Annotated in this window: 26 protein-coding genes; 14 read left to right on the forward strand and 12 right to left on the reverse strand. The window is 60.4% G+C overall.

Annotated elements, in window-relative coordinates; all coding sequences use genetic code 11:
• The first annotated feature begins 1 nt into the window (after position 1).
• From AB3X55_04960 to AB3X55_04970, 3 genes are all read left to right on the forward strand, one after another.
• Complete coding sequence (locus AB3X55_04960) at positions 2–1,804, forward strand: AMP-binding protein (protein MEX0502926.1); 1,803 nt, start codon at positions 2–4, stop codon at positions 1,802–1,804.
• Positions 1,805–1,973: 169 nt separating this feature from the next.
• Positions 1,974–2,654: a YitT family protein gene (locus tag AB3X55_04965; protein MEX0502927.1), complete on the forward strand. Its 681-nt coding sequence runs from the start codon at positions 1,974–1,976 to the stop codon at positions 2,652–2,654.
• Between the two features lie 89 nt (positions 2,655–2,743).
• A complete protein-coding gene (locus tag AB3X55_04970) occupies positions 2,744–3,949 on the forward strand; it encodes an MFS transporter (GenBank protein MEX0502928.1) in 1,206 nt (401 codons plus the stop codon).
• A 46-nt stretch (positions 3,950–3,995) separates the two neighbouring features.
• Here AB3X55_04970 and AB3X55_04975 read toward each other — a convergent pair whose 3' ends face one another.
• Both AB3X55_04975 and AB3X55_04980 read right to left on the reverse strand, forming a co-directional pair.
• Positions 3,996–4,727: a spermidine synthase gene (locus tag AB3X55_04975; protein ID MEX0502929.1), complete on the reverse strand. Its 732-nt coding sequence runs from the start codon at positions 4,725–4,727 to the stop codon at positions 3,996–3,998.
• A gap of 44 nt (positions 4,728–4,771) precedes the next feature.
• Positions 4,772–5,527, reverse strand: a complete 756-nt coding sequence (locus tag AB3X55_04980) for an SDR family NAD(P)-dependent oxidoreductase (GenBank protein MEX0502930.1) — start codon at positions 5,525–5,527, stop codon at positions 4,772–4,774.
• Between the two features lie 264 nt (positions 5,528–5,791).
• Here AB3X55_04980 and AB3X55_04985 point away from each other — a divergent pair, with 264 nt between their 5' ends.
• The gene (locus AB3X55_04985; protein MEX0502931.1) at positions 5,792–6,724 is read left to right on the forward strand and encodes an SMP-30/gluconolactonase/LRE family protein; all 933 of its coding nucleotides are present in this window, start codon (positions 5,792–5,794) and stop codon (positions 6,722–6,724) included.
• 25 nt (positions 6,725–6,749) lie between these two features.
• Here the strand turns inward: AB3X55_04985 and AB3X55_04990 are convergent, their stop codons facing one another.
• Together AB3X55_04990 and AB3X55_04995 are read right to left on the reverse strand one after the other, a co-directional pair.
• A complete protein-coding gene (locus AB3X55_04990) occupies positions 6,750–7,307 on the reverse strand; it encodes an amino acid synthesis family protein (GenBank protein ID MEX0502932.1) in 558 nt (185 codons plus the stop codon).
• A gap of 35 nt (positions 7,308–7,342) precedes the next feature.
• Entirely contained in the window at positions 7,343–7,486 is a 144-nt protein-coding gene (locus AB3X55_04995) for a hypothetical protein (protein ID MEX0502933.1), read from the reverse strand.
• Positions 7,487–7,580: 94 nt separating this feature from the next.
• Between AB3X55_04995 and AB3X55_05000 the strand changes: the two genes are divergently transcribed.
• Both AB3X55_05000 and preA read left to right on the forward strand, forming a co-directional pair.
• The gene (locus AB3X55_05000; GenBank protein MEX0502934.1) at positions 7,581–8,924 is read left to right on the forward strand and encodes an NAD(P)-dependent oxidoreductase; all 1,344 of its coding nucleotides are present in this window, start codon (positions 7,581–7,583) and stop codon (positions 8,922–8,924) included.
• Between the two features lie 22 nt (positions 8,925–8,946).
• Complete coding sequence (gene preA / locus AB3X55_05005; protein MEX0502935.1) at positions 8,947–10,254, forward strand: NAD-dependent dihydropyrimidine dehydrogenase subunit PreA; 1,308 nt, start codon at positions 8,947–8,949, stop codon at positions 10,252–10,254.
• Between the two features lie 24 nt (positions 10,255–10,278).
• On the opposite strand, the gene AB3X55_05010 is transcribed toward preA, so the two are convergent.
• Entirely contained in the window at positions 10,279–10,944 is a 666-nt protein-coding gene (locus AB3X55_05010) for a TetR family transcriptional regulator C-terminal domain-containing protein (protein ID MEX0502936.1), read from the reverse strand.
• Positions 10,945–11,165: 221 nt separating this feature from the next.
• Here AB3X55_05010 and AB3X55_05015 point away from each other — a divergent pair, with 221 nt between their 5' ends.
• The 7 genes from AB3X55_05015 (at position 11,166) to AB3X55_05045 (ending at position 18,149) form a co-directional block, all read left to right on the forward strand.
• Positions 11,166–11,339, forward strand: a complete 174-nt coding sequence (locus AB3X55_05015) for a hypothetical protein (protein ID MEX0502937.1) — start codon at positions 11,166–11,168, stop codon at positions 11,337–11,339.
• Positions 11,340–11,477: 138 nt separating this feature from the next.
• Positions 11,478–12,731 carry a Zn-dependent hydrolase gene (locus AB3X55_05020; protein ID MEX0502938.1) on the forward strand — a complete coding sequence of 418 codons (1,254 nt, stop codon included), beginning with the start codon at positions 11,478–11,480 and terminating at the stop codon, positions 12,729–12,731.
• 15 nt (positions 12,732–12,746) lie between these two features.
• On the forward strand, positions 12,747–14,201 hold the full coding sequence (gene hydA, locus AB3X55_05025; GenBank protein ID MEX0502939.1) for a dihydropyrimidinase: 1,455 nt from the start codon (positions 12,747–12,749) through the stop codon (positions 14,199–14,201).
• Between the two features lie 66 nt (positions 14,202–14,267).
• Positions 14,268–15,062: an ABC transporter ATP-binding protein gene (locus tag AB3X55_05030; GenBank protein MEX0502940.1), complete on the forward strand. Its 795-nt coding sequence runs from the start codon at positions 14,268–14,270 to the stop codon at positions 15,060–15,062.
• A 96-nt stretch (positions 15,063–15,158) separates the two neighbouring features.
• Positions 15,159–16,034: an ABC transporter permease gene (locus tag AB3X55_05035; protein ID MEX0502941.1), complete on the forward strand. Its 876-nt coding sequence runs from the start codon at positions 15,159–15,161 to the stop codon at positions 16,032–16,034.
• On the forward strand, positions 16,031–17,131 hold the full coding sequence (locus AB3X55_05040; protein ID MEX0502942.1) for an ABC transporter permease: 1,101 nt from the start codon (positions 16,031–16,033) through the stop codon (positions 17,129–17,131). Before AB3X55_05035 ends, AB3X55_05040 begins: the two co-directional genes overlap by 4 nt.
• Before the next feature lie 28 nt (positions 17,132–17,159).
• Positions 17,160–18,149 (forward strand): ABC transporter substrate-binding protein, encoded by a 990-nt coding sequence (locus AB3X55_05045; protein ID MEX0502943.1) that lies wholly within the window; start codon positions 17,160–17,162, stop codon positions 18,147–18,149.
• A gap of 96 nt (positions 18,150–18,245) precedes the next feature.
• Here AB3X55_05045 and AB3X55_05050 read toward each other — a convergent pair whose 3' ends face one another.
• The 7 genes from AB3X55_05050 to AB3X55_05080 form a co-directional block, all read right to left on the reverse strand.
• The gene (locus tag AB3X55_05050; protein ID MEX0502944.1) at positions 18,246–18,797 is read right to left on the reverse strand and encodes a hypothetical protein; all 552 of its coding nucleotides are present in this window, start codon (positions 18,795–18,797) and stop codon (positions 18,246–18,248) included.
• Between the two features lie 32 nt (positions 18,798–18,829).
• Positions 18,830–19,426 (reverse strand): bifunctional nicotinamidase/pyrazinamidase, encoded by a 597-nt coding sequence (pncA, locus tag AB3X55_05055; GenBank protein MEX0502945.1) that lies wholly within the window; start codon positions 19,424–19,426, stop codon positions 18,830–18,832.
• Positions 19,427–19,521: 95 nt separating this feature from the next.
• Positions 19,522–20,103, reverse strand: coding sequence for an amino acid synthesis family protein (locus tag AB3X55_05060; protein ID MEX0502946.1), 582 nt, complete (start codon positions 20,101–20,103; stop codon positions 19,522–19,524).
• Positions 20,096–21,001, reverse strand: coding sequence for a UPF0280 family protein (locus AB3X55_05065; protein ID MEX0502947.1), 906 nt, complete (start codon positions 20,999–21,001; stop codon positions 20,096–20,098). Before AB3X55_05065 ends, AB3X55_05060 begins: the two co-directional genes overlap by 8 nt.
• Positions 21,002–21,029: 28 nt before the next feature.
• Positions 21,030–22,502, reverse strand: coding sequence for a 6-hydroxynicotinate reductase (locus tag AB3X55_05070; protein MEX0502948.1), 1,473 nt, complete (start codon positions 22,500–22,502; stop codon positions 21,030–21,032).
• A 2-nt stretch (positions 22,503–22,504) separates the two neighbouring features.
• The gene (locus AB3X55_05075; protein ID MEX0502949.1) at positions 22,505–25,261 is read right to left on the reverse strand and encodes a molybdopterin-dependent oxidoreductase; all 2,757 of its coding nucleotides are present in this window, start codon (positions 25,259–25,261) and stop codon (positions 22,505–22,507) included.
• The gene (locus tag AB3X55_05080; GenBank protein ID MEX0502950.1) at positions 25,261–26,106 is read right to left on the reverse strand and encodes a xanthine dehydrogenase family protein subunit M; all 846 of its coding nucleotides are present in this window, start codon (positions 26,104–26,106) and stop codon (positions 25,261–25,263) included. Before AB3X55_05080 ends, AB3X55_05075 begins: the two co-directional genes overlap by 1 nt.
• 128 nt (positions 26,107–26,234) lie before the next feature.
• Between AB3X55_05080 and AB3X55_05085 the strand changes: the two genes are divergently transcribed.
• Complete coding sequence (locus AB3X55_05085; protein MEX0502951.1) at positions 26,235–26,654, forward strand: MarR family winged helix-turn-helix transcriptional regulator; 420 nt, start codon at positions 26,235–26,237, stop codon at positions 26,652–26,654.
• The last annotated feature ends 27 nt before the right edge of the window (positions 26,655–26,681 follow it).

The raw sequence follows: 26,681 nt of genomic DNA on the forward strand, positions 1-26,681 counted from the left end.
GATGTTTACGACGAAAGATTACCTGAAGCACCAGCTGTTGATCGACCATCGCCAGAATGGCGAGATGATCCTGTCCTCTGGACTCACGCTGGATCCGGTTGTCCGGAATACGGGTGAATGGCTGCACCGCTGGGCGGATGAAACGCCCGGGGCGGTATTCATTGCGGAACGGTCGGGCCCAGGATGGTCTGAACTGACCTATGGCGATGCCCTCGCCAGGGTCAGATCGGTTGCCGCCGGATTGATTGAGCATGACGTTGGTCCGGGTGACAAGATCATCATCCTGTCCGGCCCGAGCATCACGCATGGCATTCTCAAACTCGCGGCGCAATATATCGGCGTCGCCACAGTGCCGGTTGCCGAGCAATATTCACTGATCCCGGATGCCCTGCCGCGTCTGATCCATATCGCGGAAAAAATCAGGCCGGCGATGGTCTTTGCCGAGGATGCCGAACGGTTTGCCGCCGGGCTGTCATTGCCACAGTTCGATGCTGCGGTGAAAGTGACATGCGGCACGCCGGACAGCGGCATGATCGGCTTTGACCGGCTGCTTGCCGGAACGGCCGATATCACAGCCGCACGCAACAGCGTGACGCCGCAGACGCTTGCCAAGATCCTGTTCACATCGGGGTCGACATCGACACCCAAGGGGGTGCCACAGACCCATCACATGCTGTGCGTGAACCAGAACCAGTATGGCGGTTGCCTGCCCTTTTTGAAGGCACGGCCCCCCGTCATTCTGTCCTGGCTTCCCTGGAACCATGTCTTTGCCGGCAATTCGAACTTCAACATGGCACTTGCCTTTGGCGGGGCGCTGTATCTTGACACCGGCAAGCCGGTGAAGGGCCTGTTCGACAGAACCCTTGAAAATCTGCGTATGCTGAAGCCCACCATGTCGGCGAATGTTCCGGTGGGATATGCGATGCTTGTCGAGGCGATGCGCAATGATGCCGAATTGCGGCATCATTTCTTCGCCGATCTTGATTTCATTTTCTATGCAGGCGCCTCATTGCCGGCCGATGTCTGGCAGGGGATCGAGGATCTGGCGATGGCCGAGCTTGGCCGTGTGCCGATGATGACATCAAGCTGGGGCATGACCGAAACAGCGCCAATGTCACTGATCCATTACGAGGGCGGTGCCACGTCAGGGATGATCGGCATTCCCGGCCCTGCTTTCGAGGCCAGACTCATCCCGCTTGAAGAAAACCGGTTCGAACTTCGCGTGCGCGGGCCGAATGTGATGGATGGCTATTATGATGAGCCGGAGAAGAATGCCGAAACCTTTGATGAAGAAGGGTTCATGAAAACCGGTGACGCGGTATGTTTCGCGGACCCCGGAAAGCTGGAAACCGGGTTGCGTTTCGATGGCCGGATTGGCGAGGATTTCAAACTTCTGTCGGCTGTCTGGGTACAGTCGGCAAAAATCCGGCTTGCCGCGCTTCCGGCACTGGCCGGCCTTGTCCAGGACATCGTGATCACAGGTGAAAACCGCGCCGATATCGGCATGCTGGTTTTCCCGGACCCCCAGCTTGACCTGCAGGCGCATGAAGACGGCACCATTCGCGACCCGGATTATTGCGCGCAGATCGGATCTGTTCTGACAGACATGGCAACAAGGGCGACCGGTTCATCCAACAGGATTGTCCGGGCGATCATTCTTGGCGACGCCCCGTCGGTGAAAGCCCATGAAATCACTGCAAAGGGCAATCTGAACAACAATGCCGTGCTGCGGCATCGCGCCGGGTTTGTCGACCGGCTCTATGATGACGGTGACCCCGCGACGATCAGAATTGACCAGTCCTGACACCCGTCGGCGCAAACAGAACACAACAGCGCCAAAAACAAGGGCCAGGACGCACAAGACCCCTGCAATCCGGCACCAGCTTGACGACACCCCCGTCACCGGGTGATATGAACCAGACATGCCTCTCCGGCGATCGACCGGCGCGCACATCTGAAGGACCACCGAAAATATGACGGCAGGCGAAAAATTCGGCTTCCTGAAGGTCAGGGCCGTGCCGCGGCTGTTCTGGAGCGCGCCGCACCCGCTGACCATAAAGCCTTCCCTGCTGTCAGTCGTGATGCTGGCCGTCGGCCTTGTCGTCTTCGGGCTGGGCGAGGCGCTGCTGATTGCCTCCGGCGTCGGGGTCAGCCCGTGGACGGTCCTTGCCCAGGGGATCACCACCGTCACCGGATGGAGCGTCGGCCTCGCCACCTTTGTCGTCAGCGTCATGGTATTGCTGTCATGGATACCGCTCCGGCAGATCCCGGGCATGGGCACGATTCTGAATATCGTCATCATTTCGGTGGTGCTTGATGTGGCGCTACCCTGGCTGCCACGATTCGACTCGCTGGCACTCCGGGTTGCCGAAGCTGCCGCCGGTGTGATCGTTACCGGCATCGGGGGCGGCATCTATCTGATCGCCAATCTTGGACCGGGCCCGCGCGACGGGTTGATGACAGGGTTGCAGCGTCGGACCGGTTTTCCGATCGCCTGGGTGCGCAGCGCCATCGAGCTGAGCGCGGTGGTACTCGGATGGTCGCTTGGCGGCGTTGTCGGGATCGGCACCCTGCTGTTTGCGTTTGGCATCGGCCCCTGTGTGGCGGCCACCATGTACACGCTGCACCGACTCTTTGGCAGGGATATGCCATGACAGAGACAGCCGCAGACAGGGCTGACCTCTGGCAACAGCTTGTGATGTAGTGAAGTTGTGATGTAGTGAAGTTGTGATGTAGTGAAACAATGAATCTCGTAGCGTTAAAGTCCCCACCTTTCAGACACTATATCGTCAGTCTGCACATTGCCCTGAACGGGTTCTGGGCGCAGCGGGTCATCATCGGATGGCTGGCCTGGGTGCTGACCGGTTCGCCAAGCTTTGTCGGGCTTGTGGCGTTCCTGAATTTTGTCCCGACCCTGTTCGTCAGCCCGCTGTTCGGCGTCGTGGCGGACCGCATTGACGTGCGGCGCGGCAGCATCATCAGCTATTCCTGCGCCGGCATTGTGTCTGCCATCTTTGCCTGGATCTGCCTTGCCGACGCGGTGACACCGGTACTTGTGGCCGGGGTCTCGCTTCTGACCGGCGTGATCTCGTCGGCCAATCACCCGATGCGCATGTCCCTGACGCCGCGCCTGGCACCAGCCGACCAGCTGTCCTCGGTAGTGACGCTGACAGCCCTGAATTTCAACCTGTCGCGGCTGATCGGGCCGGCAGCCGGCGGCGCGCTGATCCATGCCATTGGCGTCCCGCATGCCCTTGTCCTGACCGCCAGCAGCTATGCGGTGCCGGTGCTGGCCCTGTGGTTCATGCGCCCGCGTGAAAGATCACAGACCACAATACCGGATCCCGGCAGCTATTTTGGCGACCTGCTGGCAGGCTGGCGCTATGCGCTGCAGCGCCGGCTTGTCAGATCGGCCATCATCTTTGCCGGTATCGGCGCGCTTGCCGGGCGCAGCGTTCTTGAAACCCTGCCGGTGCTTGCCAATGGCGTGTTCGAGCGCGGGCCGGCGGGACTGGGATTCATCACCGCAGCAGCCGGCGCGGGCGCGGCCGGCGCGGCGATCTTCAAGGCGATCTCACAGGCCCAGAAGCCGGATGTGTTCCAGCCACATGTTCTTGCCATGGTTCTGCTGGTGCCCCTGCTTGTGGCAAGTCTCAGCCAGATCAACAGCTTTGCCACGGCGGTTGGAGTGGTGATGCTGCTTGGCGGCAGCGTGACCCTGCTTGCGATATCGCTGCAATCGCTTGTCCAGATGGCGATAGACGACCATTTCCGCGGCCGGGTGATGGGATTGTGGACGACCGTATCGATTGGCAGCGGTGCGCTTGGAGCGGTGTTGATGGGAATGCTGATCGACCGGATCGGCGTCGCACCGGCACAGGCGACGATCGGCCTTGTCCTTGCCGGGCTGAGCGGTGTGACGATCCTGCGGTTCCGGAAAGGCGCCTAGCGACCATTCCCATATCATGGCAACCGTCAATGGCAGGCACCGTATATCAATCCGAATTGTAGCCAGACATAAACCCCAGATAGACTGTCTGCACACACTCCTCGCCAAGAAGCGGGTTGAAGAAGACAACCTCTTCGGCGCTGGCGGCACTGAAATGCGTCGTCAGACGAGACAGAAACCGCGAATCCGGCGGATCGTTCGACCACAGCGCAAAGATGCCGGTTGCCGTCAGATGGCTTTTCAGGCGTTCCAGCCCGGCATCGTCATAGAGCGCCGCGTGGCTGGGATTCAGATGAAAATCCGGACTGTGATCGATATCAAGGAAAATGCCGTCGAACCGGCGACCCGGCTGGTCCGGGTCAAATCCGCCATCGCCAAGCGCCAGCGCAAAGAAATCACCCTCGATGAACCGACAGCGCGGATTTTCGGCAAGGCTGGTGCCAAGCGGCAGAATACCGGCCCGGTGCCAGTCGATGATCGGGGAAAGATATTCGATCACCGTCACGGACCGGACATGGTCATGTGCCAGCACGGCATCCGCCGTGTATCCCAGCCCCAGCCCACCAACCAGAATGTCGGGCGAATCCATCCGCAGGCGCCGCAGCGGCAAGTCGGCCAGTGCGATTTCCGAGGCGGTGAACATCTCCGACATCAGATGTTCGTCATTCAGGATGACCTCGACGACATCACGATCCAGCGCCAGCACGCGACGCCGGCGCAGGATCAGTTCGCCAAGCTGCGTCTGCCTGTAATCCAGCTCTTCAAAGAATTGCGACATTCACATCCGGCCCCGCTGTCCATCCCTGCCCTGTATTACCGGACCTAGATCGACCCTGCCTCGACCATATAGTTGTTCGACGTACACATGGCGGCATCATCCGATGCCAGAAACACAATCATCCGCGCCACATAGACAGGGTCGATGAGATCGGGAAGACATTGCCGCTTCAGGTGATTTTCAAGCGCCTCCGGCGTTGCCCACAATTCCTTCTGGCGTTCGGTCATGATCCATCCGGGGACAACGGTGTTCACACGTATCCGGTGCTTGCCAAGATCGCGCGCCATCGTGCGGGTCAGCCCGTGAACCGCTGATTTCGCCGTTGTATAGGCCGGAAAATTACCCTGCCCTTCCCACCAGGAGTTCGAGCCGATATTCACAATCGATCCGCCACCGGCCTCGATCATGTCGGGCGCGACATCCTGAATGGCAAAGAACATGTGGCGAAGATTGGTTGCCATCCGTTCATCCCAGAATTCGACACTGACATCCTTCCAGTCATGCCTGTCATCACGCGCTGCATTATTGACCAGTGTGGTGAAGGGCCCAAGCCGCGCCCGAAGCGCGGCAAGACCGGCCTGCATCGCGGCAATATCGCGAAGGTCGCAGATTTCATACTCCACGATCCCGTCAATCTCGTCCTTCAGCGCGGCGCTGGCAGCGGCATCGAGATCAAGGAAACCCACTCTGGCTCCCTGGGCGGCAAAGGCCCGCACGATATCGGCTCCGATTCCAGAGGCACCGCCAGTAACGATCACGGCCTTGTCGGCCAGGCTAGGATAATGGGCAAACTGTGTCATGGTTCCAAATTCCGCGTTGAATGACCCGGCTCGGCGCGGGTCAGCTTGGTGTGGTGTTCCGAATCTCGTCATCCGGTATGGTGATGGTGGGGGGCAGTCTAATCCGCCTTCGCCTGTCATGCCACCTCGAAGCACGATCCGGCACGCATGACCCGGCATGTATGACCCGGCAGGTGACCACGCTGGATATTGTCGTTGCCCTGCGCCAAAAGAAGACGGACACTCGTGGCGGCGCGTTGTCACGACAGAAAGAGGTGGATCACGATGTTTGGCGTTATCGAGGGAACGGGAATCGAAATCATCAAACCGGAATTCACCAATCGCACGCTGCCACATGCGCATGTCGAACGGCTGTGGACCGGTGGCAGATGGTGCGAAGGGCCGGCCTGGTTTGCCGCTGGTCGCTATCTTGTCTGGTCCGATATCCCCAATGACCGGATGATGCGCTTTGACGATACCGATTCCTCGGTTTCGGTGTTTCGTCAGCCATCGCAGAATTCGAACGGCAACACCGTCGACAGACAGGGACGGCTTGTTACCTGCGAGCATCTGACCCGCCGCGTGACCAGGACCGAACATGACGGGTCGCTGACAGTCCTTGCCGATATATATGATGGCAAAAGGTTCAATTCGCCAAATGACGCCGTTGTCCGGTCCGACGGATCGGTCTGGTTCACCGACCCGTCCTACGGGATCCTGATGGATTATGAAGGCCGGCGGACAGACAGCGAGATCGGTGCCTGCCATGTCTATCGCTGGGATCCCGATACCAATGAGGTCGCTGCGGTGGCGACCGATTATGTCAAGCCGAACGGGCTGGCCTTCTCGCCTGATGAGCAGACACTCTATATCGCCGATACCGGACGCTCGCACGATCCGGACGGCCCGGCACATATCCGCCGGCATCGCCTGTCGGATGATGGCAGGTCTCTGTCCGGCGGCGAGGTATTCGCAACCAGCACGAATGGCCTTTTTGACGGGTTCCGGGTGGATTGTGATGGATATCTGTGGAGTTCAGCCGGTGACGGCGTGCATTGCCTGAGCCCCGATGGCGATCTGGTCGGCAAGATCCATATCCCTGAAACGGTAGCCAATGTCTGTTTCGGGGGGACAAAGCTGAACCGGCTCTTCATCACCGCCACAACATCACTCTATGCGGTGTTCCTCAACACAAACGCTCCTCGCCGGACAAGGTGACCCCCTGCCCCGGACAATGAACGGATCAGCTGTCAGGCTGCGTACGTTTGCGGGGGCGGCCCCCAACGCCGAGCGCGAGGATGACCACAATCTCGTCGGGATGCGGCGCATCGTCGATGCTGATCTCGGCGGCGTCCATATGGTCAAAATCCCAGATGCTCTGCTTGCTTGTCATCGGGACGGTTATGCTGGCCCCCGGACCGGCAAGCTTCTTGGTGGATGGGATAATCTCTGTTGCCTCGCCAAGGGCACCGCGAACCGGCGCGCCAAAGCGCGGATGGATCAAGGCCGCGGCATGTTCGATCTCGCCATTGATGCCGATGATCGCACCCTTGCCATAGGATTCGACATCATCCGGCGCAGCGCCGAGCGCTTCCAACCCACGGGCCACCAGCCTTGCCGAAACCACCGCACCAAGATCCTTGAGACGTTCGAGGTCGCCGTCGGGCTGGCCTGCCAGCGGGTTGGCAATCACCGCCGCAACAATACATTTCCGGCTTCGTCCGGATACCGCCACGCCGGCATCCGTGAAAAGATCCTCGACCGTTGCCACCATTTTGCGGATTTCAAGCTTTGCATCCATCGCCTGCTACCCCCCTTTTCCTGATCCTGTTGCTGTCAGCCCATTCCCGGTTTCATCTGCAACCCTGCCATATTGACGGCCACAGGTGAAAGCGCTTTGGGCGATGCCGAACCACCATAGTGGATCAAAATTTTATCATTTGGTAAAAAATTAATGGACAAAGCGAAATTATCCGGCATTCTTTTTGTCTGGGGCCTCGGTCAGTGGCAGCACACCGAAACGCGCGCCACGCACCGCGGCCAGAGACAGGCTTTGCTGCGAGTGGAGACGAAAATGGTCGATCGCTATCTCGAGGACGGTATCCTCGACAGCCGGCTTGACGCCGGCGATTACGACGAAAATTTCGGCGACGCGCACCCACCCCTTGACGCGCATGAAGCGATGGTCGCGGCGGACAGGTGCTATTTCTGTTATGACGCGCCCTGCGTGACGGCATGCCCGACGGGAATCGACATTCCGAAATTCATCCGCCAGATCGCGACCGGCAATCTGGACGGGTCGGCACGAACAATCTTTGACCAGAATATCCTTGGCGGCATGTGCGCCCGGGTCTGCCCGACGGAAACGCTGTGTGAACAGGCCTGTGTCCGCGAGGCTGCCGAGGGCAAGCCTGTGCAGATCGGATTGCTGCAGCGCCACGCGACAGACCATGCGATGAGCCATGGCCGCCAGTTTTACAGTCGCGCCGCCGAAACCGGCAAAAGCGTTGCCGTCATCGGGGCCGGACCCGCAGGGCTTGCCTGTGCCCACCGGCTGGCAATGAAGGGCCATACGGTCACTGTCTATGACGCGCGCGAAAAGGCCGGCGGCCTGAATGAATATGGCATTGCCACCTACAAGACGGTTGATGATTTTGCGCAGCATGAAGTCGACTATGTCACCGCCATTGGCGGCATCGAGATTGTGACCGGTGCGCCTCTGGGGGATGATCTGAAACTTGACGATCTGACCGCAAAACATGACGCGGTGTTTGTCGGCATCGGCCTTGCCGGGGTCAACGCCCTTGGCGTTGATGGCGAGGAGGAGGATGCCGTGGCCAGCGCCGTTGATTTCATCGCCGAGCTGCGCCAAAGCACTGACATGGCAAAAATCCCCGTTGGGCGGCGCGTGATGGTTATCGGTGGCGGCATGACCGCCATTGATGTCGCGACGCAGGCGCATCTTCTTGGTGCCCAGGAAGTGACAATCGCCTATCGGCGTGGCCGCGAACAGATGAATGCCTCCGAGGTCGAGCAGAACCAGTCAACCTCCAAGGGCGTGAATATCCGGCATTGGATGCAGCCTGTCTCGGTCACGAAATCGGACAGTGGCTGTCTTTTGGTGAAGATGGAATATACCAGCCTGTCCGGTGGCAAGCTCGCCGGCACCGGTAAATTCCAGACCTTTGAGGTCGACCAGCTGTTCAAGGCCATTGGCCAGACTCTCGATGCCGGCAGCGCGCTTGCCGGGATCACGCTGGAAAAGGGACGCATCAAGGTTGATGACACCTTCCGGACATCCAACCCGTCTGTCTGGGCTGGCGGCGACTGTACCGCCGGCGGTGACGACCTGACGGTGACCGCGGTGGCGCAGGGGCGCGACGCGGCCGAATCAATCCACGCGGCACTGTCCGCCTGACCCTGTCACGAAGGAGGCATCCATGGCTGACCTTAGAAATGACTTCGTTGGAATCAAATCCCCCAATCCGTTCTGGCTTGCTTCGGCACCACCGACAGACAAGGAATACAACGTCGTCCGTGCCTTCAAGGCAGGCTGGGGCGGGGTGGTATGGAAAACCCTCGGTCTCGACCCTCACATCGTCAATGTCGGCGGCCCGCGCTATGGCGCGATCTGGGGTGCCGACCGGCGTCTGCTGGGGCTGAACAACATCGAACTGATCACCGACCGGCCACTTGAAGTGAACCTTCAGGAAATCAAGTCGGTCAAGCGTGACTGGCCCGACCGTGCCGTTGTCACCAGCCTGATGGTCCCCTGCGAGGAACCTTGCTGGGAGCAGATCCTGCGGCAGGTCGAGGATACGGGATGCGACGGTGTCGAGCTGAATTTCGGCTGTCCCCACGGCATGTCGGAACGCGGCATGGGGGCGGCGGTTGGCCAGGTTCCCGAATATATCGAGATGGTGACACGATGGGCGAAGGCGAACACCCGTATGCCGGTGATCGTCAAGCTGACGCCGAACATCACCGATGTGCGGTATCCGGCCCGCGCGGCGCATGCCGGCGGTGCCGATGCGGTATCACTGATCAACACCATCAGCTCGATCATCTCTGTCGATCTCGACTCATTCGCACCCCAGCCGACAATTGATGGCAAGGGAACGCATGGCGGCTATTGCGGCCCGGCGGTAAAGCCGATCGCGCTGAACATGGTGGCTTCCATTGCGCGCGATCCGGAAACGGCCTCGCTTCCCATTTCAGGAATCGGCGGCGTTACCACCTGGCGGGACGCCGCCGAATTCATGGCTCTCGGGGCCGGCAATGTTCAGGTCTGCACCGCCGCCATGACCTATGGATTCAAGATCATCGACGATCTTGTCGAAGGGCTGGCACAATGGATGGACAATGCCGGCCATGCCACTCTCGACGCCATTTACGGCCGTGCCGTGCCGAACGTCACAGAGTGGCAGTATCTGAACCTGAACTACACCGCCAAGGCGCGTATCGATCAGGACAGCTGCATCAAATGCGGGCGGTGTCATATCGCCTGTGAGGACACATCACATCAGGCCATCACCAACATGGTTGACGGCGAGCGGCGGTTCGAGGTGATCGACGAGGAATGCGTCGGCTGTAACCTGTGCGTCAATGTCTGTCCGGTGGAAAACTGCATCACCATGGAACAGATCCCGGCCGGCGACATGGACCACCGCACCGGAAAACCGGTGTCCGATGAATATGGCAACTGGACGATGCATCCCAACAATCCGATGCGGGACGCGGCGGAATAGACCCCACCGGGGCCAGCCAATGAATCAGCCGGGTATATCCCGGTTGATCAGCTGGCCCAGAAACAGTGTTTCCAGCATGGTTGTGGCCTCGTCATAATAGCTCTTGTCGCCTGCACCGAGACCCAGAACATGCCGCACCTGGACGCTGAAATCGGCATAATGCTGGGTTGTCGACCAGATGGCGAACAGCACATGACGCGGGTCACAGGGGGCCATCCGGCCATCATCGATCCAGCCCTGCAGAATGGCCGCCTTTTCATCAACAAGCTGTTTCAGCTCGGTCTGCAGGAAATCCCCTATATGGGGTGCGCCGGCAAGGATCTCGTTCGCGAACAACCGTGATTCGCGCGGAAAACTGCGCGAGGAGTCGAGCTTGCGACGGATATAGGACCCGATCTCGTCAACCGGGTTGCCGTCGGGGCGGATTTCGCGAAGCGGTGCCAGCCAGACATCCAGCAGCCCGGTCAGCAGGGCAATGTGGATTTCTTCCTTGTTCTTGAAATAATACAGCAGGTTCGGCTTCGACATGCTGGCCACCGCGGCGATGCGATCAAGCGTCGCCCCGTGAAACCCGCTTTCCGAGAACACCTCAAGCGCGGCATGCAGGATCCGCGTCTCGTTTTCTTTCTGAATCCGGGTCTTGCCACCCGCCGATCTGTCCAAGGCGCGCGGCTTTACATTACCTGACATAAATCCCCATTTCGCGGCAGTTCATTTTTTCCGGTCAGGTCATCCTAAGATATTTGACCAAACGGTAAAAATGATATTTCATAATTTTAGTGACACCGTTTCCACCCCGGTCGTGGAAGGTCAACCCGGCCAGACAGCCGAGACGGTCGACCCGCGGGTATGCCTGCGTGACAGGCACCCCGCGAATTCGAGGGCCCGCGATTTCTAGGGAGTGTGCCACAATGCCTGACAGTGCCAATCTGCAACCGAATGATTTGCATGCCTTATGGATGCTGTTTGCCGCAAACCACCAGTTCAAGACCAACCCGCGCATGCCGGACAGCGCCAGGGACATGCACGACGCGGCCGCCGAGGAACGCTGGATCCTCGACGGCACGGTTCCGCATTCTCCCTAGCCACCAGACGGGGCACAAAGACTGAAACACCGGCAATTGAAACACCGGCAACTTGAAGACCGGCAACTTGAAGACCGGGGAAAGACCATAAAGAGAGGAAGGAAACGGTAAATGGCGTCCGACATGAACAGCACGTTGATGGACCAGCGTGGCAGGAATTTCCGGATCAATGGCGACCGGCTTTGGGAGTCACTCATGGAGATGGCAAAGATCGGTCCAGGTGTTGCCGGCGGCAACAACCGCCAGACATTGACCGACGAGGATGCCGAAGGACGCCGCCTGTACCAGTCCTGGTGCGAGGCCGAGGGGCTGACCATGGGGCTGGACAAGATGGGAACCATGTTCGCCCGCCGCGAGGGCACCGATCCGTCATTGCCCCCTGTGATGGTTGGAAGCCATCTCGACACCCAGCCGACCGGCGGAAAATATGACGGTGTCCTGGGTGTTCTTGCCGGGTTGGAGATCATCCGCACACTGAATGAAACCGGGATCAAGACCCGCCACCCCATCGAGGTGGTGAACTGGACGAATGAAGAAGGCACACGGTTCTCGCCGCCAATGATGGCATCGGGTGTTTTCGCCGGCGTTCATACGCTTGACTGGGCCTATGGCCGCACCGATGCCGGTGGCAAGACTGTCGGCGATGAACTGGCCCGCATCGGCTGGATTGGGGACGAAGAGGTTGGCGCGCGCAAGCTGGCCGCCTTTTTCGAACTTCACATCGAACAGGGCCCGATCCTCGAGGATGAAAATATAGATATCGGTGTTGTCACCCACGGGCAGGGGCTGAACTGGCTGCAGGTCACGCTGACCGGCAAGGAGGCGCATACCGGATCCACCCCGATGCCAAAGCGGGTCAATGCCGGCCTCGGTATGGCGCGGATCACCCAGCTGGTCGACGAGATCGCGTGGTCGCATGCGCCGCTTGCGGTTGGTGCCGTCGGGCATTGCGATGTCTTTCCGAATTCGCGCAACATCATTCCCGGCAAGGTCGTCTTCACCATCGATTTCCGCCATCCGAAACAGGAAGTCATTGATGATATGGAGGCAAGGCTGCGCGCCGGTGCCGGGGAAATCTGCGACGAAATCGGACTGCAGATGGAGATCGAACAGGCTGGCAAATTCGACCCGGTCGAATTTGACGATGGCTGCGTTGGCGCCATTCGCCGGGCTGCCGAACGGCTTGGCTATTCACATCGCGACATTGTGTCGGGGGCAGGCCATGATGCCTGCTGGATCAACAGGGTCGCACCGACAGCCATGATCATGTGCCCATGTGTCGACGGGTTGTCGCACAATGAAGCCGAAGACATTACCAAGGACTGGGCGACCGCGGGCGCCGACGTGCTGTTTCATGCCGTCGTCGAAACCGCCGGTATCGTCGATGATTGAGCAGGGAGAAACATTATGAGCACCGTCATCAAGGATGGAACCATCGTCACCGCCGACCGCACCTACAAGGCAGATGTTCTTGTCGAGAACGGCAGGATTACGAAGATTGGTGAAGGCCTGTCCGGCACCGAAACGCTGGACGCCACCGGATGCTATGTCATGCCGGGCGGTATCGACCCGCACACGCATCTCGAAATGCCGTTCATGGGCACCTATTCCAGTGACGATTTTGAATCCGGCACCCGTGCCGCACTGTCGGGCGGCACCACCATGGTAGTGGATTTCTGTCTGCCGGCACCGGACCAGTCACTGCTGACGGCGATCCAGGCCTGGGACAACAAATCCTCTCGCGCCACAACCGATTATTCCTTCCACATGGCGATCACATGGTGGGGTGAACAGGTATTCAATGAAATGCCCGAAGTGGTGAAGAAAGGTATCAACACCTTCAAGCATTTCATGGCCTATAAGGGCGCGCTGATGGTCGATGATGACGAGATGTATGCCAGCTTCCAACGTTGTGCAGAGCTGGGCGCGATGCCACTTGTCCATGCCGAGAATGGCGATGTTGTCGCACAGCTGCAGGCCAAGCTTATGGAAGAGGGCAATAACGGGCCGGAGGCGCATGCCTATTCCCGCCCCCCCGAAGTCGAAGGCGAGGCCACCAACCGCGCCATCATGATCGCCGACATGGCTGGCGTGCCGCTCTATGTCGTTCATGTATCGTGCGAACAGGCGCATGAGGCCATCCGCCGGGCCCGCCAGAAAGGCATGCGGGTCTATGGCGAACCGTTGATCCAGCATCTGCTGCTCGACGAAAGCGAATATGCCAATCCGAACTGGGATCATGCCGCCCAGCGCGTGATGTCGCCGCCATTCCGCAACAAGCTGCATCAGGACAGCCTGTGGGCAGGTCTGCAGGCCGGCAGCCTGCAGGTTGTGGCGACCGATCATTGCGCTTTCACCACCGAGCAGAAGCGGTATGGCGTTGGCGATTTCACCAAGATTCCGAACGGCACCGGCGGCCTTGAAGACCGTATGCCGCTGCTGTGGACGAATGGTGTCGAGACCGGGCGTCTGACAATGAATGAATTCGTTGCCGCCACCTCGACCAACATTGCCAAGGCGCTGAACCTGTACCCACGCAAGGGCGCCATACTCGAGGGGGCCGATGCCGACATTGTCGTGCTTGATCCGAACCGCGAGAAAACGATCTCGCACAGCACCCAGCAATCATCCATCGACTATAATGTGTTCGAAGGTTTCAAGGTAAAGGGGCTGCCACGGTTCACCATGACCCGCGGCTATGTTGCGATTCAGGAGGACGAGGTGAAGACCCGCGAGGGGCATGGCAAGTTCGTGCCCCGTGAACCCTTCTCTGCAACCAACAAGGCGCTGTCAAAGTGGAAAGAGCTGACGGCACCGCGCGCGGTGATCCGGGACCCGGCCAATATGCCGGCCGGGGTATGATGTGTGCCGACACACCGATTGTCACGCCGCGGCGGGACCTGAACCAAATGGCGTGACGGGGGAGTGATGTCACAGGACACCAACAGCACAGCTGCGATTCATGCGGACAAGCTATGCCTGACCTTTGAGTCGAATGACGGGCCGGTGCACGCGCTGAAGGACGTCGATCTGACCATCGACAAGGGTGATTTCGTGTCTTTCATCGGCCCATCGGGATGCGGCAAGACCACCCTGCTGCGGGTCATCGCCGATCTTGAGCATCCAACAGCCGGTGCCATTTCGGTGAATGGCGACACGCCGGAGCAGGCCCGCCTGGCCGGTGCCTATGGCTATGTCTTTCAGGCACCGGCGCTTCTGGCATGGCGGACGATTGAACGGAATATCGGCCTGCCGCTGGAAATCATGGGGATCAGCCGTGCCGAACAGGCCGAGCGCGTCCAGCGAACGCTGGACCTTGTCGGACTCGACGGGTTTGGCCGGAAATTCCCCTGGCAGCTGTCGGGAGGCATGCAGCAACGCGCCTCTATCGCGCGGGCGCTGGCCTTTGATGCCGATTTGCTGCTGATGGATGAACCTTTTGGCGCGCTTGATGAAATCGTCCGCGACCATCTGAATGAACAGCTTCTCCAACTGTGGCAAAAGACCGGCAAGACAATCTGTTTCGTCACCCATTCCATTCCCGAGGCGGTCTATCTGTCGACCCGGATTGTCGTCATGTCGCCGCGCCCGGGGCGCGTGACCGACATTATTGAATCCGACCTGCCGCGGGACCGGCCCCTCGATATCCGGGAATCGAAACGGTTCCTTGAAATCGCCCAGCGGGTGCGCAACGGCCTTCGCGAGGGACATTCCTATGACTAGGTGGCCGATGACCAAGTGGCCTATGACCGGGTTGCGAACAGAGCATGACCGGACCGGCGGCACGGATGTGAAGGGGCCAAAAAGGTGACGGGCACGATGACAGGCACGGTCAGCAGGGCAGCGCCGATTGTCGTCGTCGTCGCGGCGATCATGGTGATCTGGTACGGCTTTACCGTGCATCTGAATGCGCCCTGGCAAATTGAGCGCTACGAGAAGGCCGGAACCGAATGGCAGATGCGCGATCTTGTGCGCGATACGATGGCGCAGGATCGTCCGGTGCTGCCGGCACCACACCAGATCGTCACGGAAATCTGGAATACCACAGTCAAAAAGAAAATCACCTCGAAGCGGTCGCTGATCTATCACGGCAGCATCACCCTGTCATCGACCCTGCTCGGCTTTGCCATGGGCACCGTCCTCGGTATCGGGCTGGCGGTGTCGATTGTCGAAAACAGGGCGATGGACAAGTCGCTGATGCCGTGGATCATCACCAGCCAGACAATCCCGATCCTGGCCATTGCGCCGATGATCATCGTGGTGTTGAACGCTGTCGGCTTGTCGGGCCTGGTGCCAAAGGCGATGATTTCCACCTATCTGAGCTTCTTTCCCGTCGTCGTGGGCATGGTCAAGGGACTGCGCAGCCCCGACCCGATGCTGATGGACCTGATGCGCACCTACAAGGCATCCCGCCTTCAGACATTCTGGAAGCTGCGCCTTCCCGCCTCGGTACCATTCCTGTTTGCCTCGATGAAGGTTGCTGTCGCAATCAGTCTTGTCGGTGCGATTGTCGGTGAATTGCCGACCGGTGCCGTCGCCGGGCTTGGCGCACGGCTTCTTGCCGGTTCCTATTACGGTCAGACAATCCAGATCTGGTCGGCGCTGATCGCGGCGGCCTGTATGGCGGCGCTTCTTGTTGGCGTCGTCGGGGTGATCAGCCATATCGCGCTTCGCCGGATGGGGCTTCGGGCATGACCGGGTTCCAGCGCGCCATTGCCACGCTTGGCAGCCTTGCCGCGGCGATGGCGCTGATCACCGCCCTTGCCATGTTTGGCCAGACCGGGATGGCACTGGCGGCATTCAGTGCCTGTCTCGTCATTCTCGGCTTGCGGCATCGCTTCGGCCTGCTGCCGCAGGCGCGGTTCGATCTGATTGCGAGCCTTGTCGGCATGGTGATGATCCTGTCCATTCTTGACGGCGACATGCCGACGGCAAGCTGGCCGCTGCTGATTGCCTGCTGGCTTTTCGGCTGGCTGGCGGTGGAAAAGACAATGGCGGCGCGCAACCTTCCCAAGGGTCTGTCCGCCGCAGTGTCGCTGGCAGTGCCGGTCTTCTTTGGTGCCTGGATCATCTTTGTATGGGAAGCGGTCACAATCGGGCTGAAGATACCGACCGTCCTGCTGCCGCCGCCATCGATGATCGCGCTTCGCTTTGCCGAATCCACATCCATCCTCTGGGCTGATTTCCAGCAGACCGTCATCAAGGCGGCGCTGAGCGGCTATATTCTGGGCTGTGGCAGCGCCTTTATCGTCGCCATTCTGATTGATCGCATTCCCTTCCTGCAACGCGGCCTGCTGCCGGTCGGCAACTTCGTCTCGGCGCTGCCGATTGTCGGCATCGCGCCGATCATGGTGATGTGGTTCGGCTTCGACTGGCAGTCGAAAGCGGCTGTGGTTGTGGTGATGACCTTTTTCCCGATGCTGGTGAACACCGTCGCCGGATTGCAGGCGACACAGGCGATGGAGCGTGACCTGCTGCGAACCTACGCCTCTTCCTATTTTCAGCTGCTGATCAAACTGCGACTGCCGACCGCAGCGCCGTTCATCTTCAATGCGCTGAAGATCAATTCCACGCTGGCGCTGATCGGCGCCATCGTCGCCGAATTCTTTGGCACCCCGATTGTTGGCCTTGGCTTTCGTATCTCGACCGAAGTCGGTCGGATGAATGTTGATATGGTATGGGCGGAAATTGTTGTCGCCGCCCTTGCCGGATCAATCAGCTACGGCCTTCTCAGCCTGCTGGAACGGCAGGTTACCTTCTGGCACCCGTCGAACCGCCGGAAGACCTCATAACCGAAAAACACAACCTAGGGAGCATGACATGAAAAAAACTCTGACAACCCTGCTGGCACTTGCCGCAACCGTTGCCATGGGCACGGCGGCAAGCGCGGCAGACAAGCTGACCTTGCAGTTGAAATGGGTCACCCAGGCCCAGTTCGCCGGATATTTTGTGGCCGCTGACCAGGGCTTTTACGCCGAAGAAGGCCTTGATGTCACCATCAAGCCGGGCGGGCCCGATGTCTCACCGGTACAGGTGATCGCCGGTGGCGGCGCTGATGTGGTGATTGACTGGATGCCATCGGCTCTGGCCTCACGCGAAAAGGGTGTGGACCTTGTGAACATCGCACAACCCTTCAAATCCTCTGGCATGATGCTGACCTGCCGCAAGGATTCAGGCATCACCGCGCCGGCCGATTTCCGCGGCAAGACACTTGGCGTCTGGTTCTATGGCAACGAATATCCGTTCCTGTCTTGGATGAGCCAGCTGAACATTCCGACCGATGGCAGCAGCAGTGGTGTCAACGTCCTCAAGCAGGGCTTCAATGTCGACCCGATCCTGCAGAAGCAGGCCGAATGTGTGTCCACAATGACCTACAACGAATACTGGCAGGTGATTGACGCCGGCCTGACCGCCGATGAACTGGTCGTCTTCAAATATCAGGACCAGGGCGTGGCCACACTTGAGGACGGTCTCTACGTTCTTGGTGACCGGCTCAAGGATGCCGCCTTCCAGGACCAGATGGTCCGCTTTGTGCGGGCCTCGATGAAGGGCTGGAAATGGGCTGAGTCAAACCCGGATGCCGCTGCCGATATTGTGCTGGAGAATGACGCCACCGGCGCCCAGACAGAAAAGCACCAGCGCCGGATGATGCGTGAAATCGCCAAGCTGACCGCCGGGTCGAACGGCGCGCTGGACCCTGCCGATTACGAGCGCACGGTCGCAACGCTGATGAAGGGCGGATCTGATCCGGTGATCACCAAGAAGCCGTCAGGTGCCTGGACACATATGATCACGGACAAGGCGCTGTAATCCGAGCATCACCGCGTTGCCGGGGCCTCCGTCCGGCAGCAAAGGAGGGCCGTCCACATTTGTGGGCGGCCCATCTTTTTGGGGATGCCGGAACCGCTATTCGACGGTGATCGTCACCTGTGCGGCAAGTTCCTCGCCATCGCGGTGCAGCGCGCTGTGATCATTCGCGTTCAAAGATACCTTGACTACATGCTGGCCGGCCGACAGGCCGCTGATGTGGTACCAGTCACCATAGAGGCGGCCAAGCTTCTTGCCATCCACATAGATATGGGCATGCCCCTCGCCCTCGACATTGTCACGGCCGGCAGCCGCCGCATTGAAGGTGAAACCGGTCGTGATGACATGCAGATTCCAGCCGCTTTCGGGATCCTTGAAGATGTCAGCCGATACGCTTGGCGGCGTCGCCCAGTCATCGACGGCCAGCATGCCGTGTCCATGCGGCTTGCCGGCCATTGTCATGTCACCCTTTATCATGCCGGTCGGTTTCGTGCCGCCACCCTGTGACGGCACAGACCGCAGATCGCCAGCCGCCCAATACAGGCCGGCACCAATCAACGCCCCTGAAATAAAGGTCACAACCAGGCTGGCCAGTGGCGAGCGCGCATCACCGGCATTATCCGGCCCGTCAGATGTCACCGCTTTGCCCATGCTTTCCTCCCCCCGGTGCGATGACACCGGCATCACGCCACCAGCGTCACCCCTGCCTGCCGCATATCGGCAAGTGCCCTGTCCAGCGAGCCGTCAAGATCGATCGCACGGCAGGCCGGCAACCTGACCTCGACCCGAAACCCGTTCGCCACGCCATCCAGCGCCGACCACGCAACACAGTAATCCGTGGCAAGCCCGACCATCGTCAGATCCTGACAACCACGGTCACGAAGCAACCCGGCAAGTCCGGTCGCCGTTGCCTTGTCATTCTCAAAGAAGGCGGAATAGGAATCGACCGCCGGGTTGGTCCCCTTGCGGATCACCGCGTCCGCACGCACCGTGTCCAGCGCCGGATGAAATTCCGCGCCCTGACGTCCCTGAATACAATGATCCGGCCACAGAACCTGTGGCCCATAGGGCATGTCTGTCAGGGTGAAGGGTGCCGCGCCCTCATGCGACGAGGCAAAGCTGGAATGTCCTTCGGGGTGCCAGTCCTGGGTCAGGATGACAAGATCGAACGCCCCCATCATCTCGTTGATGGGCTGCATGATGCTGTCACCATCGCTCACGGCGAGAGCCCCGCCGGGGCAGAAATCAATCTGCGGATCAATTACCACAAGCGCCTTCATCTCGGCTTACCTCCCGTCACACTGGTTCATGTCTGAAGTTTAGAATGCCGCCTCGCATGGCGCAATATCCCGACCCACCGGAGCGCCCCGGCTGTCTAGCGCAGCCCGTCCTTTCCGGTGACCTCATCGACTGTCAGCCCGCCCATGCGGTTATGGATCCGTGGACCACGCGACATGGCAAGCGCAAACATGATCTCGCCGGCACGCGGCGCATCGGCAAGCCGCACTTCCATAGCGTCGAAATGGCTTCGCACATAGGCCGCGTTGATGTGGCCCAGCGGAATATCGATCGGCGTGCCGGGGCCGCCTACCTTCATCGCCGACGGCACGATCGCCTTGGCCTCGCCAAGACGTTCGCGCATCGAATAGCCGCCCGGAACATGCCACAGGGCGGTATGTTCCAGCTCGCCGCCCTCGCCGGCCAGCGCCGCCTTGCCATAGCCGTCGATGCCTTCGACACCGCCAAGAAGATCAATCAGCTCATCCGTCATCGCCAGACCAAGCGGTTTCAGATCATCCATCGCCGATTGCAGATCTTCCTGCCATTTGCCGGCAAAGGGGTTCGCCACGACGGCAACAATGGCGGCGCGGCGGCGCGGTGTTTCCGGCGGCGGCCCGTTTTCATGATGAATTGTTTCAACAAAACTCATCGTCTTGCGAAGCGTAAAGTCAGGCATGGCAGTTCTCCCTGATGGCATCTGTCCTGCGGTCATCCCACCTGTTGGGAGATGGCTGTTCCGCCAGCATCCCGGCAGCAAGACCGACAATTTCGATCCGGCCCTGCAGCACCAGCACCGCGCCTGCAATGCCGTCCTGCTGCATCAAACGACTGGCGGTGGCGCGCCCGGCGGCGAGCGCGGCGTCAATCTCGTCATCATCCAGCACCGGCACGCCGGTTGTCACCATCATGGCGGCAAGGTCGCTTGCCGGGTCCAGTTCATGCGCAGATTGCCGGGTGATCATCGGATGGTTCGGCAGATCGACATCATTTGCAATCAGCGTCGCCGCGATATCGGCCAGAGCGGCACTGTCGGCAAGTACGGTCACACTGTCGGCAATACCGCGTGAATGGCTGCGCCCACCCCATCCAGAGGTGGCAATTCCCTGCCAGCGGGTTGGCCCGGCAAGTGTCAGCATGCCGGCCGGCAGACCGGCAATCTGGGCGCGCGTTGTGGCACCGGGCGCGGTCCAGAAGGCAATATCGCCGCCATTGTTCACACTGATCCGGCGGCATGATCGCGCCGCATCATCATCCCGCATCGCCGCCAGCACATGATCGGCAACCGATCCCGCCACCGCAATCATCGGTGTGACAAACCTGTCTCCCGCCACAGCGCAGACCGCCTGCATGCGGCGCGCCACCGGACCTTCGAACCGGTACCCGGCCCGATAGGGCGCACGAAGCATGTCCAACTCGTCGACAAGAGCCGACAGGACCGGCATGGCCGCTGTCACGGCGCGCTCGAAGAGGGCACGCCGTTCCGGGCCATCCGCGTCGATCACCAGATCAATCGGTCCATGCTGGATATGGAGACGCTGGCGCGTGCCGATCAGGGCCGCCTGAAATCCCGCCATCGCCGATGGGCGAGCGCACTTATCGGTGTCAGGATTCGCCGTCATGACCGGTCAGCAATGTATCGGCACCGGGCCCAAGCACTCGCGCATTGGCACCATATTCGCTTCCCTGTTCGATGGCATCGGCAATGCTTCGCACGGCATCGTCATGGCCGCCAAGTTCGACATAGTCATCATGCCGAACGGTGAATTCCAGCGGCGCGACAAGCGCCGGTGTCGGCACATAGCCAAAGGCATTGTCGGGAAGTTTCAGCACATCGACCATGATGGTGATTCCGCCACCGGGCCAGACAAACGCCTCGACCCCGCCACAGGATACCGTGGTGTGACGGCGCTGCACCGACCGGGTCAGTTTGACCGGATTCTTTGTCGCGCCGGCACGAAGCGAACCGCCGGCCCCACCCATGAACAGCACCGTACACAGGGCCGGTTCACAATTTTCAGTGATCAGATCAACCGTCGGGCGAAGCGTATCGGGAAGTGGTGCCGGCTGCGGAACAAGATCATCATCAAGAACGAAATAGGCGAATTGCTCGCCCGTTGTCGACACCATCAAAAGCGTCAGGCCGGGGCGCGCGCCTTTCTTTGCATCCCAGTCGCCAAGAATTGTCAGCGGGTCCTCGATATCGGTGCCGCCCCAGCCAAGACCCGGTTCAGCAACCTGGAAATACCGTCCCGGGGTCGACCGGCGGCCCTTGATTCTGATGCCTGTTTCCTGCCAGTCGATAACCTTTCCGGCCTGATGTTCCGATACCACGCCGGTGATATGGTCATCGACAACCACCACCTCGTCGACCAGCCCCTGCCATTGCGAGGCAAACATGCCGATGGTGGCGGACCCGCACCCGACCCGCATGCGGCTCTCGACGATACCGTCGACAATGGGCGGTTTGCCAGCCTGCACCATCACTGTCGCCCCATCGTCGATGGTCAGTTCGACAGCCTGTTTGTTGCACAGCTTCATCAGCGTGTCACAGGTGACACGGCCTTCTTTCTTTGAGCCGCCGGTCAGGTGGTCAACACCACCAAGCGACAGCATCTGCGAGCCATATTCGGACGTTATGACAAGCCCGACAGCCTCGCCGTCACACCTGACCACAGCGCCTTCACGCCCAAGGTGACGGTCGGTGTCGATCTTCACCTTCACCCCGCAATAGGAGAAAATGGCCTCGGTCACCACGGTAACAAAATCAACACCATCGATATCGCGGCTGACAACAAAGGGCGCCGGCTTGTAGTCGGGATAGGTCGTGCCGGCACCGATCGCGGTCACGAACAGATCCGATTCAGATCCCAGCCCGCCATCCCAACCAGCGCCAAGAAAGGGTTTCACGGTATCGCCTGCCGCCAGCCGCCGGTCAAAGATGGTCAACGGGTCGAGACGCACAATCTGGCCGTCCTGATTTGCATAACGGTCACAGGCACCGCTGTTGCCATCGGCGATGTAGCACATCACCGGGCAGGCATCGCAGCGGATTTTCTCGCTCGTATCCTTGGCCATCATCACATCCCTCTGGTTGACTGGATGGCCGCCAGAACACGATGCGGCAGGGCTGGCAGCTGATCGATCCAGGCACCGGTGGCGTCGTGAATTGCGTTCAGTATGGCCGGCGCGGTCGGGATCAGCACATGTTCACCAAGTCCCTTTGCCCCCATCGGGCCTACCGGATCGGGCTTTTCGATGAAAATGGTCTCGATGGTTGGCATGTCGCCACATGACGGGATCAGATAGTCATGCAGATTTTCGGTGCGCCCCGGGATATATTCCTCCATCAGCGCCATACCAAGCCCCTGGGCGATGCCACCTTCGATCTGGCCGGTGGCCAGCAACGGGTTGATCACCCGGCCAAGATCATGCGCCGCGGTGATATGCTTCACGCTGACCGTACCAAGCGCAAGATCGACTTCCAGTTCGACCACCTGCGCACCATAGCCATAGACGGCATAGGGTTCGCCCTGGCCATCGGCATCAAGCGGCACCGTTGGCGGGTCGTAGGTTTCCTCGGCGCGCAGCACATAGCCGAATTGATCAACCGGCAGGGTTGTCAGATCGATCCTCTGCCGGTCCGCCGCCCCCGTGATAACGATAGCGGCACCATCCAGACGGATCTCGCAGTCATCGTCCATATTGCTGTGACGCAGGATATCGGCGCGAAGCTGGCGACCGGCAAGTTCTGCCGCCTTGCCGGTGATGAAGGTCTGTCGCGAAGCCGATGTCTTGCCACAGTCGGGTGTGATCGCCGTGTCCGGCCCCACCAGTTCAAAATCGGCAAGCGGCATGCCGAGCGCATCGGCACAGATCTGGGTGATGACCGTATTCGATCCCTGGCCAATATCGGTTGCCCCCTGATGCAGCCGCAACCTGCCTTCAGCGGTAATTCCAAGCCGGATCGTCGATGGATTTGGCAGCGCCGTGTTGCCGCAGCCATACCAGCACGAGGCAACGCCGACGCCGCGGCGACGGCTGCCACCATCGGCATTGAACGCGTCTGCCCGCGCCTGTGCCGCCTGCCAGGCCGGCGCCAGCGCATCGAGACATTCGGCAATGCCGACGCCGAACACCTGCTGGCCACAGACAGTGCGGTCCCCATCGCCAAGCGCATTCAGCCGCCGGAAGGCCAGCCTGTCGATATCCAGCTTGCGTGCCAGCCTGTCCATCAGCACTTCCTGAAGGATGGTCGCCTGCGGCACCCCAAATCCGCGAAAGGCACCGGCTGTCGGCCCGTTGGTATGAATGGCATGCGCCTCGGCAAGGTAATGCGGAACATTGTAGGGGCCTGATGCGTGGATCGGCACGCGCGTCGCCACGGTCGGCCCCCAGCTGGCATAGGCACCGGTGTTGAAGTCGCCCTCGAACACCATGCCGACAAGACGACCATCGCGGGTCGCGGCAAGCTGTCCACGCATCGCGGCAGGATGCCGCTTGGTGGTCGAAATCATCGATTCATGACGCGAATAGACCATACGGCAGGGGCGGCCCGTCTTCAGCACGGCAAGCCCAAGAAGCGGCTGCAAGGAAACATCGAGCTTGGTGCCAAACCCGCCCCCGGCAGCCGCCGGAATGATCCGCACCTTCTCGATCGGCAGTCCAAGCACCTTTGATGTGTCCTCCTGGTCCATCACCGGTGCCTGTGTGCAGGCCGAAATGACAAGGACATCACCTTCCATCCAGGCACATCCGGCCTCGGGCTCGATCGGGGCATGCTCAACATAGGCTGTTTCGATGGCGGCGCTGACCTGCGCCTCGCCGCCGGCAAGCCCGTCTGCCCCGTCGCCACTCTTCACCCTGCCACTGATCAGCAGGTTGTCGGCGCGCGTTTCATGAAGCCGTGCCATGCCGGGCCGGCTTGCCTCGGCCACCGTCAGTGCCGGATCGCGTTCCTGCCACCTGACCGGAAAATCAGCCAGATCGGCCCCGGCAAGTTCATCCGCATCACCAATGACCAGCGCCACAGCCTCGCCCCGGAATCTTGTGGTCGCCTCGGCCAGGGCGGGCTGGTCGGCAAAGGGGGGAATGACGCCATAGGCATTGACGCCGCGAATATCTGCCGCCGTCACGATGGCGGCAACAAAGGGCCGGTCCTGTTGCCACTGCGCCAGATCGCCAAAGCTGAAATCGGCAAAGAAATGCGGTGCCCGGATGGCCCGCACCAGAAGCGCATCCTGCGGCCAGAAGTCGGCCCCGAAGATCTCGGTGGCATTCACCTTGGCATGGCCATCAAGGCGCTGCACCGCGGCACCGACAGCCGACCCGGCACCGGGTGTCGGTCCAGCCGATCCCACAGCGCCGGCATCCATAATGGCATCGACAATCTTGGCATAGCCGGTACAGCGACACAGGACACCACCAATGGCGTTTTCGACCTGCTGCCGGTCCGGCGACGGGGTTTCACGAAGCAAGGCTGTCGCTGCCATCATCATGCCAGGCGTGCAGATGCCGCATTGCGCCGCGCCATGCCGCAGGAATGACTGCTGCAGGCCCGACAGCCCATTATCGGCGTCGGCCAGCGATTCCGCGGTTTCCACATGCCGTCCCTCTGCCTGTCCGGCCGGAACAAGACAGGCACAGACAGGTCGGCCATCAAGAAGAACCGTACAGGCACCGCAATCGCCTGCGTTGCATCCGACCTTTGTGCCACGCAGCCCAACCTGTTCACGAAGCAGATCACTGAGCCGCATCGATGGCTGGCAGCGGACCCGCTTTGCTTCGCCATTCACCGTCAGACCAAGATCGATCCCCGTATCCGTGATGCCGTCCATCACGCCGCCTCCGCACAAAGTGATCCAATGGTCCGCCAGGCAATCTCGGCGGCCGCCTGCCGCCGATAGCCAGCCGATGCGCGCACATCATCAATCGGTGCCAGTGCATCGGAAATCATCTGCATGGCCTGGCTGGCAAGCTGGTCGATCTCGGCAGGCCGGCACCCGACAAGAAGGGATTCCAGCCTGTCATGCCGCTGTGCCACCGGCGCGCAGGCCCCAACCGACAGCGCGGCATCGGTGATGCGCCCGTCTTCAAACGTCAATCTCGCGGCAACCATGGCAATGGAAATCACCAGATAGCGCCGCGCGCCAAGCTTGGCAAAGCCCGACAGGCCGGTCTCGGCATGCGACGGCACATGGATCGCGACAAGAAGTTCATCAGGCCGCAACGCCGTCCGGCGCGGTCCGGTCAAAAATTCAGAAAGTGGCAGGCGGCGGCTGCCGGAGACCGACGCAAGCTCGACCTCGGCATCAAGCGCCATCAGACAGGGCACGCTGTCGGCCGCCGGCGACGCCGTACACAGGTTCCCGCCGATGGTGCCACTGACCTGAATCTGTACCGCACCGATTTCACGCGCAGCCTGTTTCAACATGCGGTAGGAGGCCGGAAGCTCGGCCTGCAGAACATCATCCCAGGTCGTCGCCGCACCAAAACGACGCCAGCCATCCGTGCGCGTAATGCCACGAAGATCATCCAGAGCGGTGATGTCGAGAAGCGGGCCGGACAGTGACGGCGCCTGCGTTGTCGGATAGATATCGGTGCAGCCGGCCATAACCAGCGGCCGCTCGGTCGCCAGCCATTGCAATGCGTCTTCGAGAAGATGAGGCCGCAGATACGTCATGGGTTCGCGGTTGAATTCATTGTCAATTTCGTTTGTGTACCAATAGACTGTGCATGGGCACAAATGTAGTGTCAACTGACAAAGAGATGACAGGGATGCCATGTGGTCGCATGGCTGGAGGGCCTCTGATGACAGCGCGGGACACATATCTTCTGGAGCGACAGGTCGGCTTTATGATGCGGCGCGCAATGCAGCGCCACATTGCCATTTTCTCGTCGCTGATCCCGGACATGACACCGACGCAATTCGCCGCCCTGGCAAAATTGTGCGAGCTTGGCCAGACATCGCAGAATGAGCTGGGTCGCCTGACCTCGATGGACGTGGCCACGATCAAGGGCGTGGTCGACAGATTGCGCGCACGCGGCCTTGTTCAGGCCGCGCCGCTTGTCGGCGACCGCAGGCGTTTGCTGCTGACGCCAACCGATGAAGGCCGGACACTCTATGCCGAACTTGTCGGCAGGGCGGCAGAGGTCACGCGCCAGACACTGGCACCGCTCGACGGTCAGGAACGCGACCAGCTGGTCAAGCTTCTTGAACGGCTTATCTGACCTGCAGGCGACTGTCTGTCTGACTGG

Source organism: Alphaproteobacteria bacterium LSUCC0719 (assembly GCA_040839025.1).
Lineage (GTDB): Bacteria > Pseudomonadota > Alphaproteobacteria > Puniceispirillales > Puniceispirillaceae > UBA8309.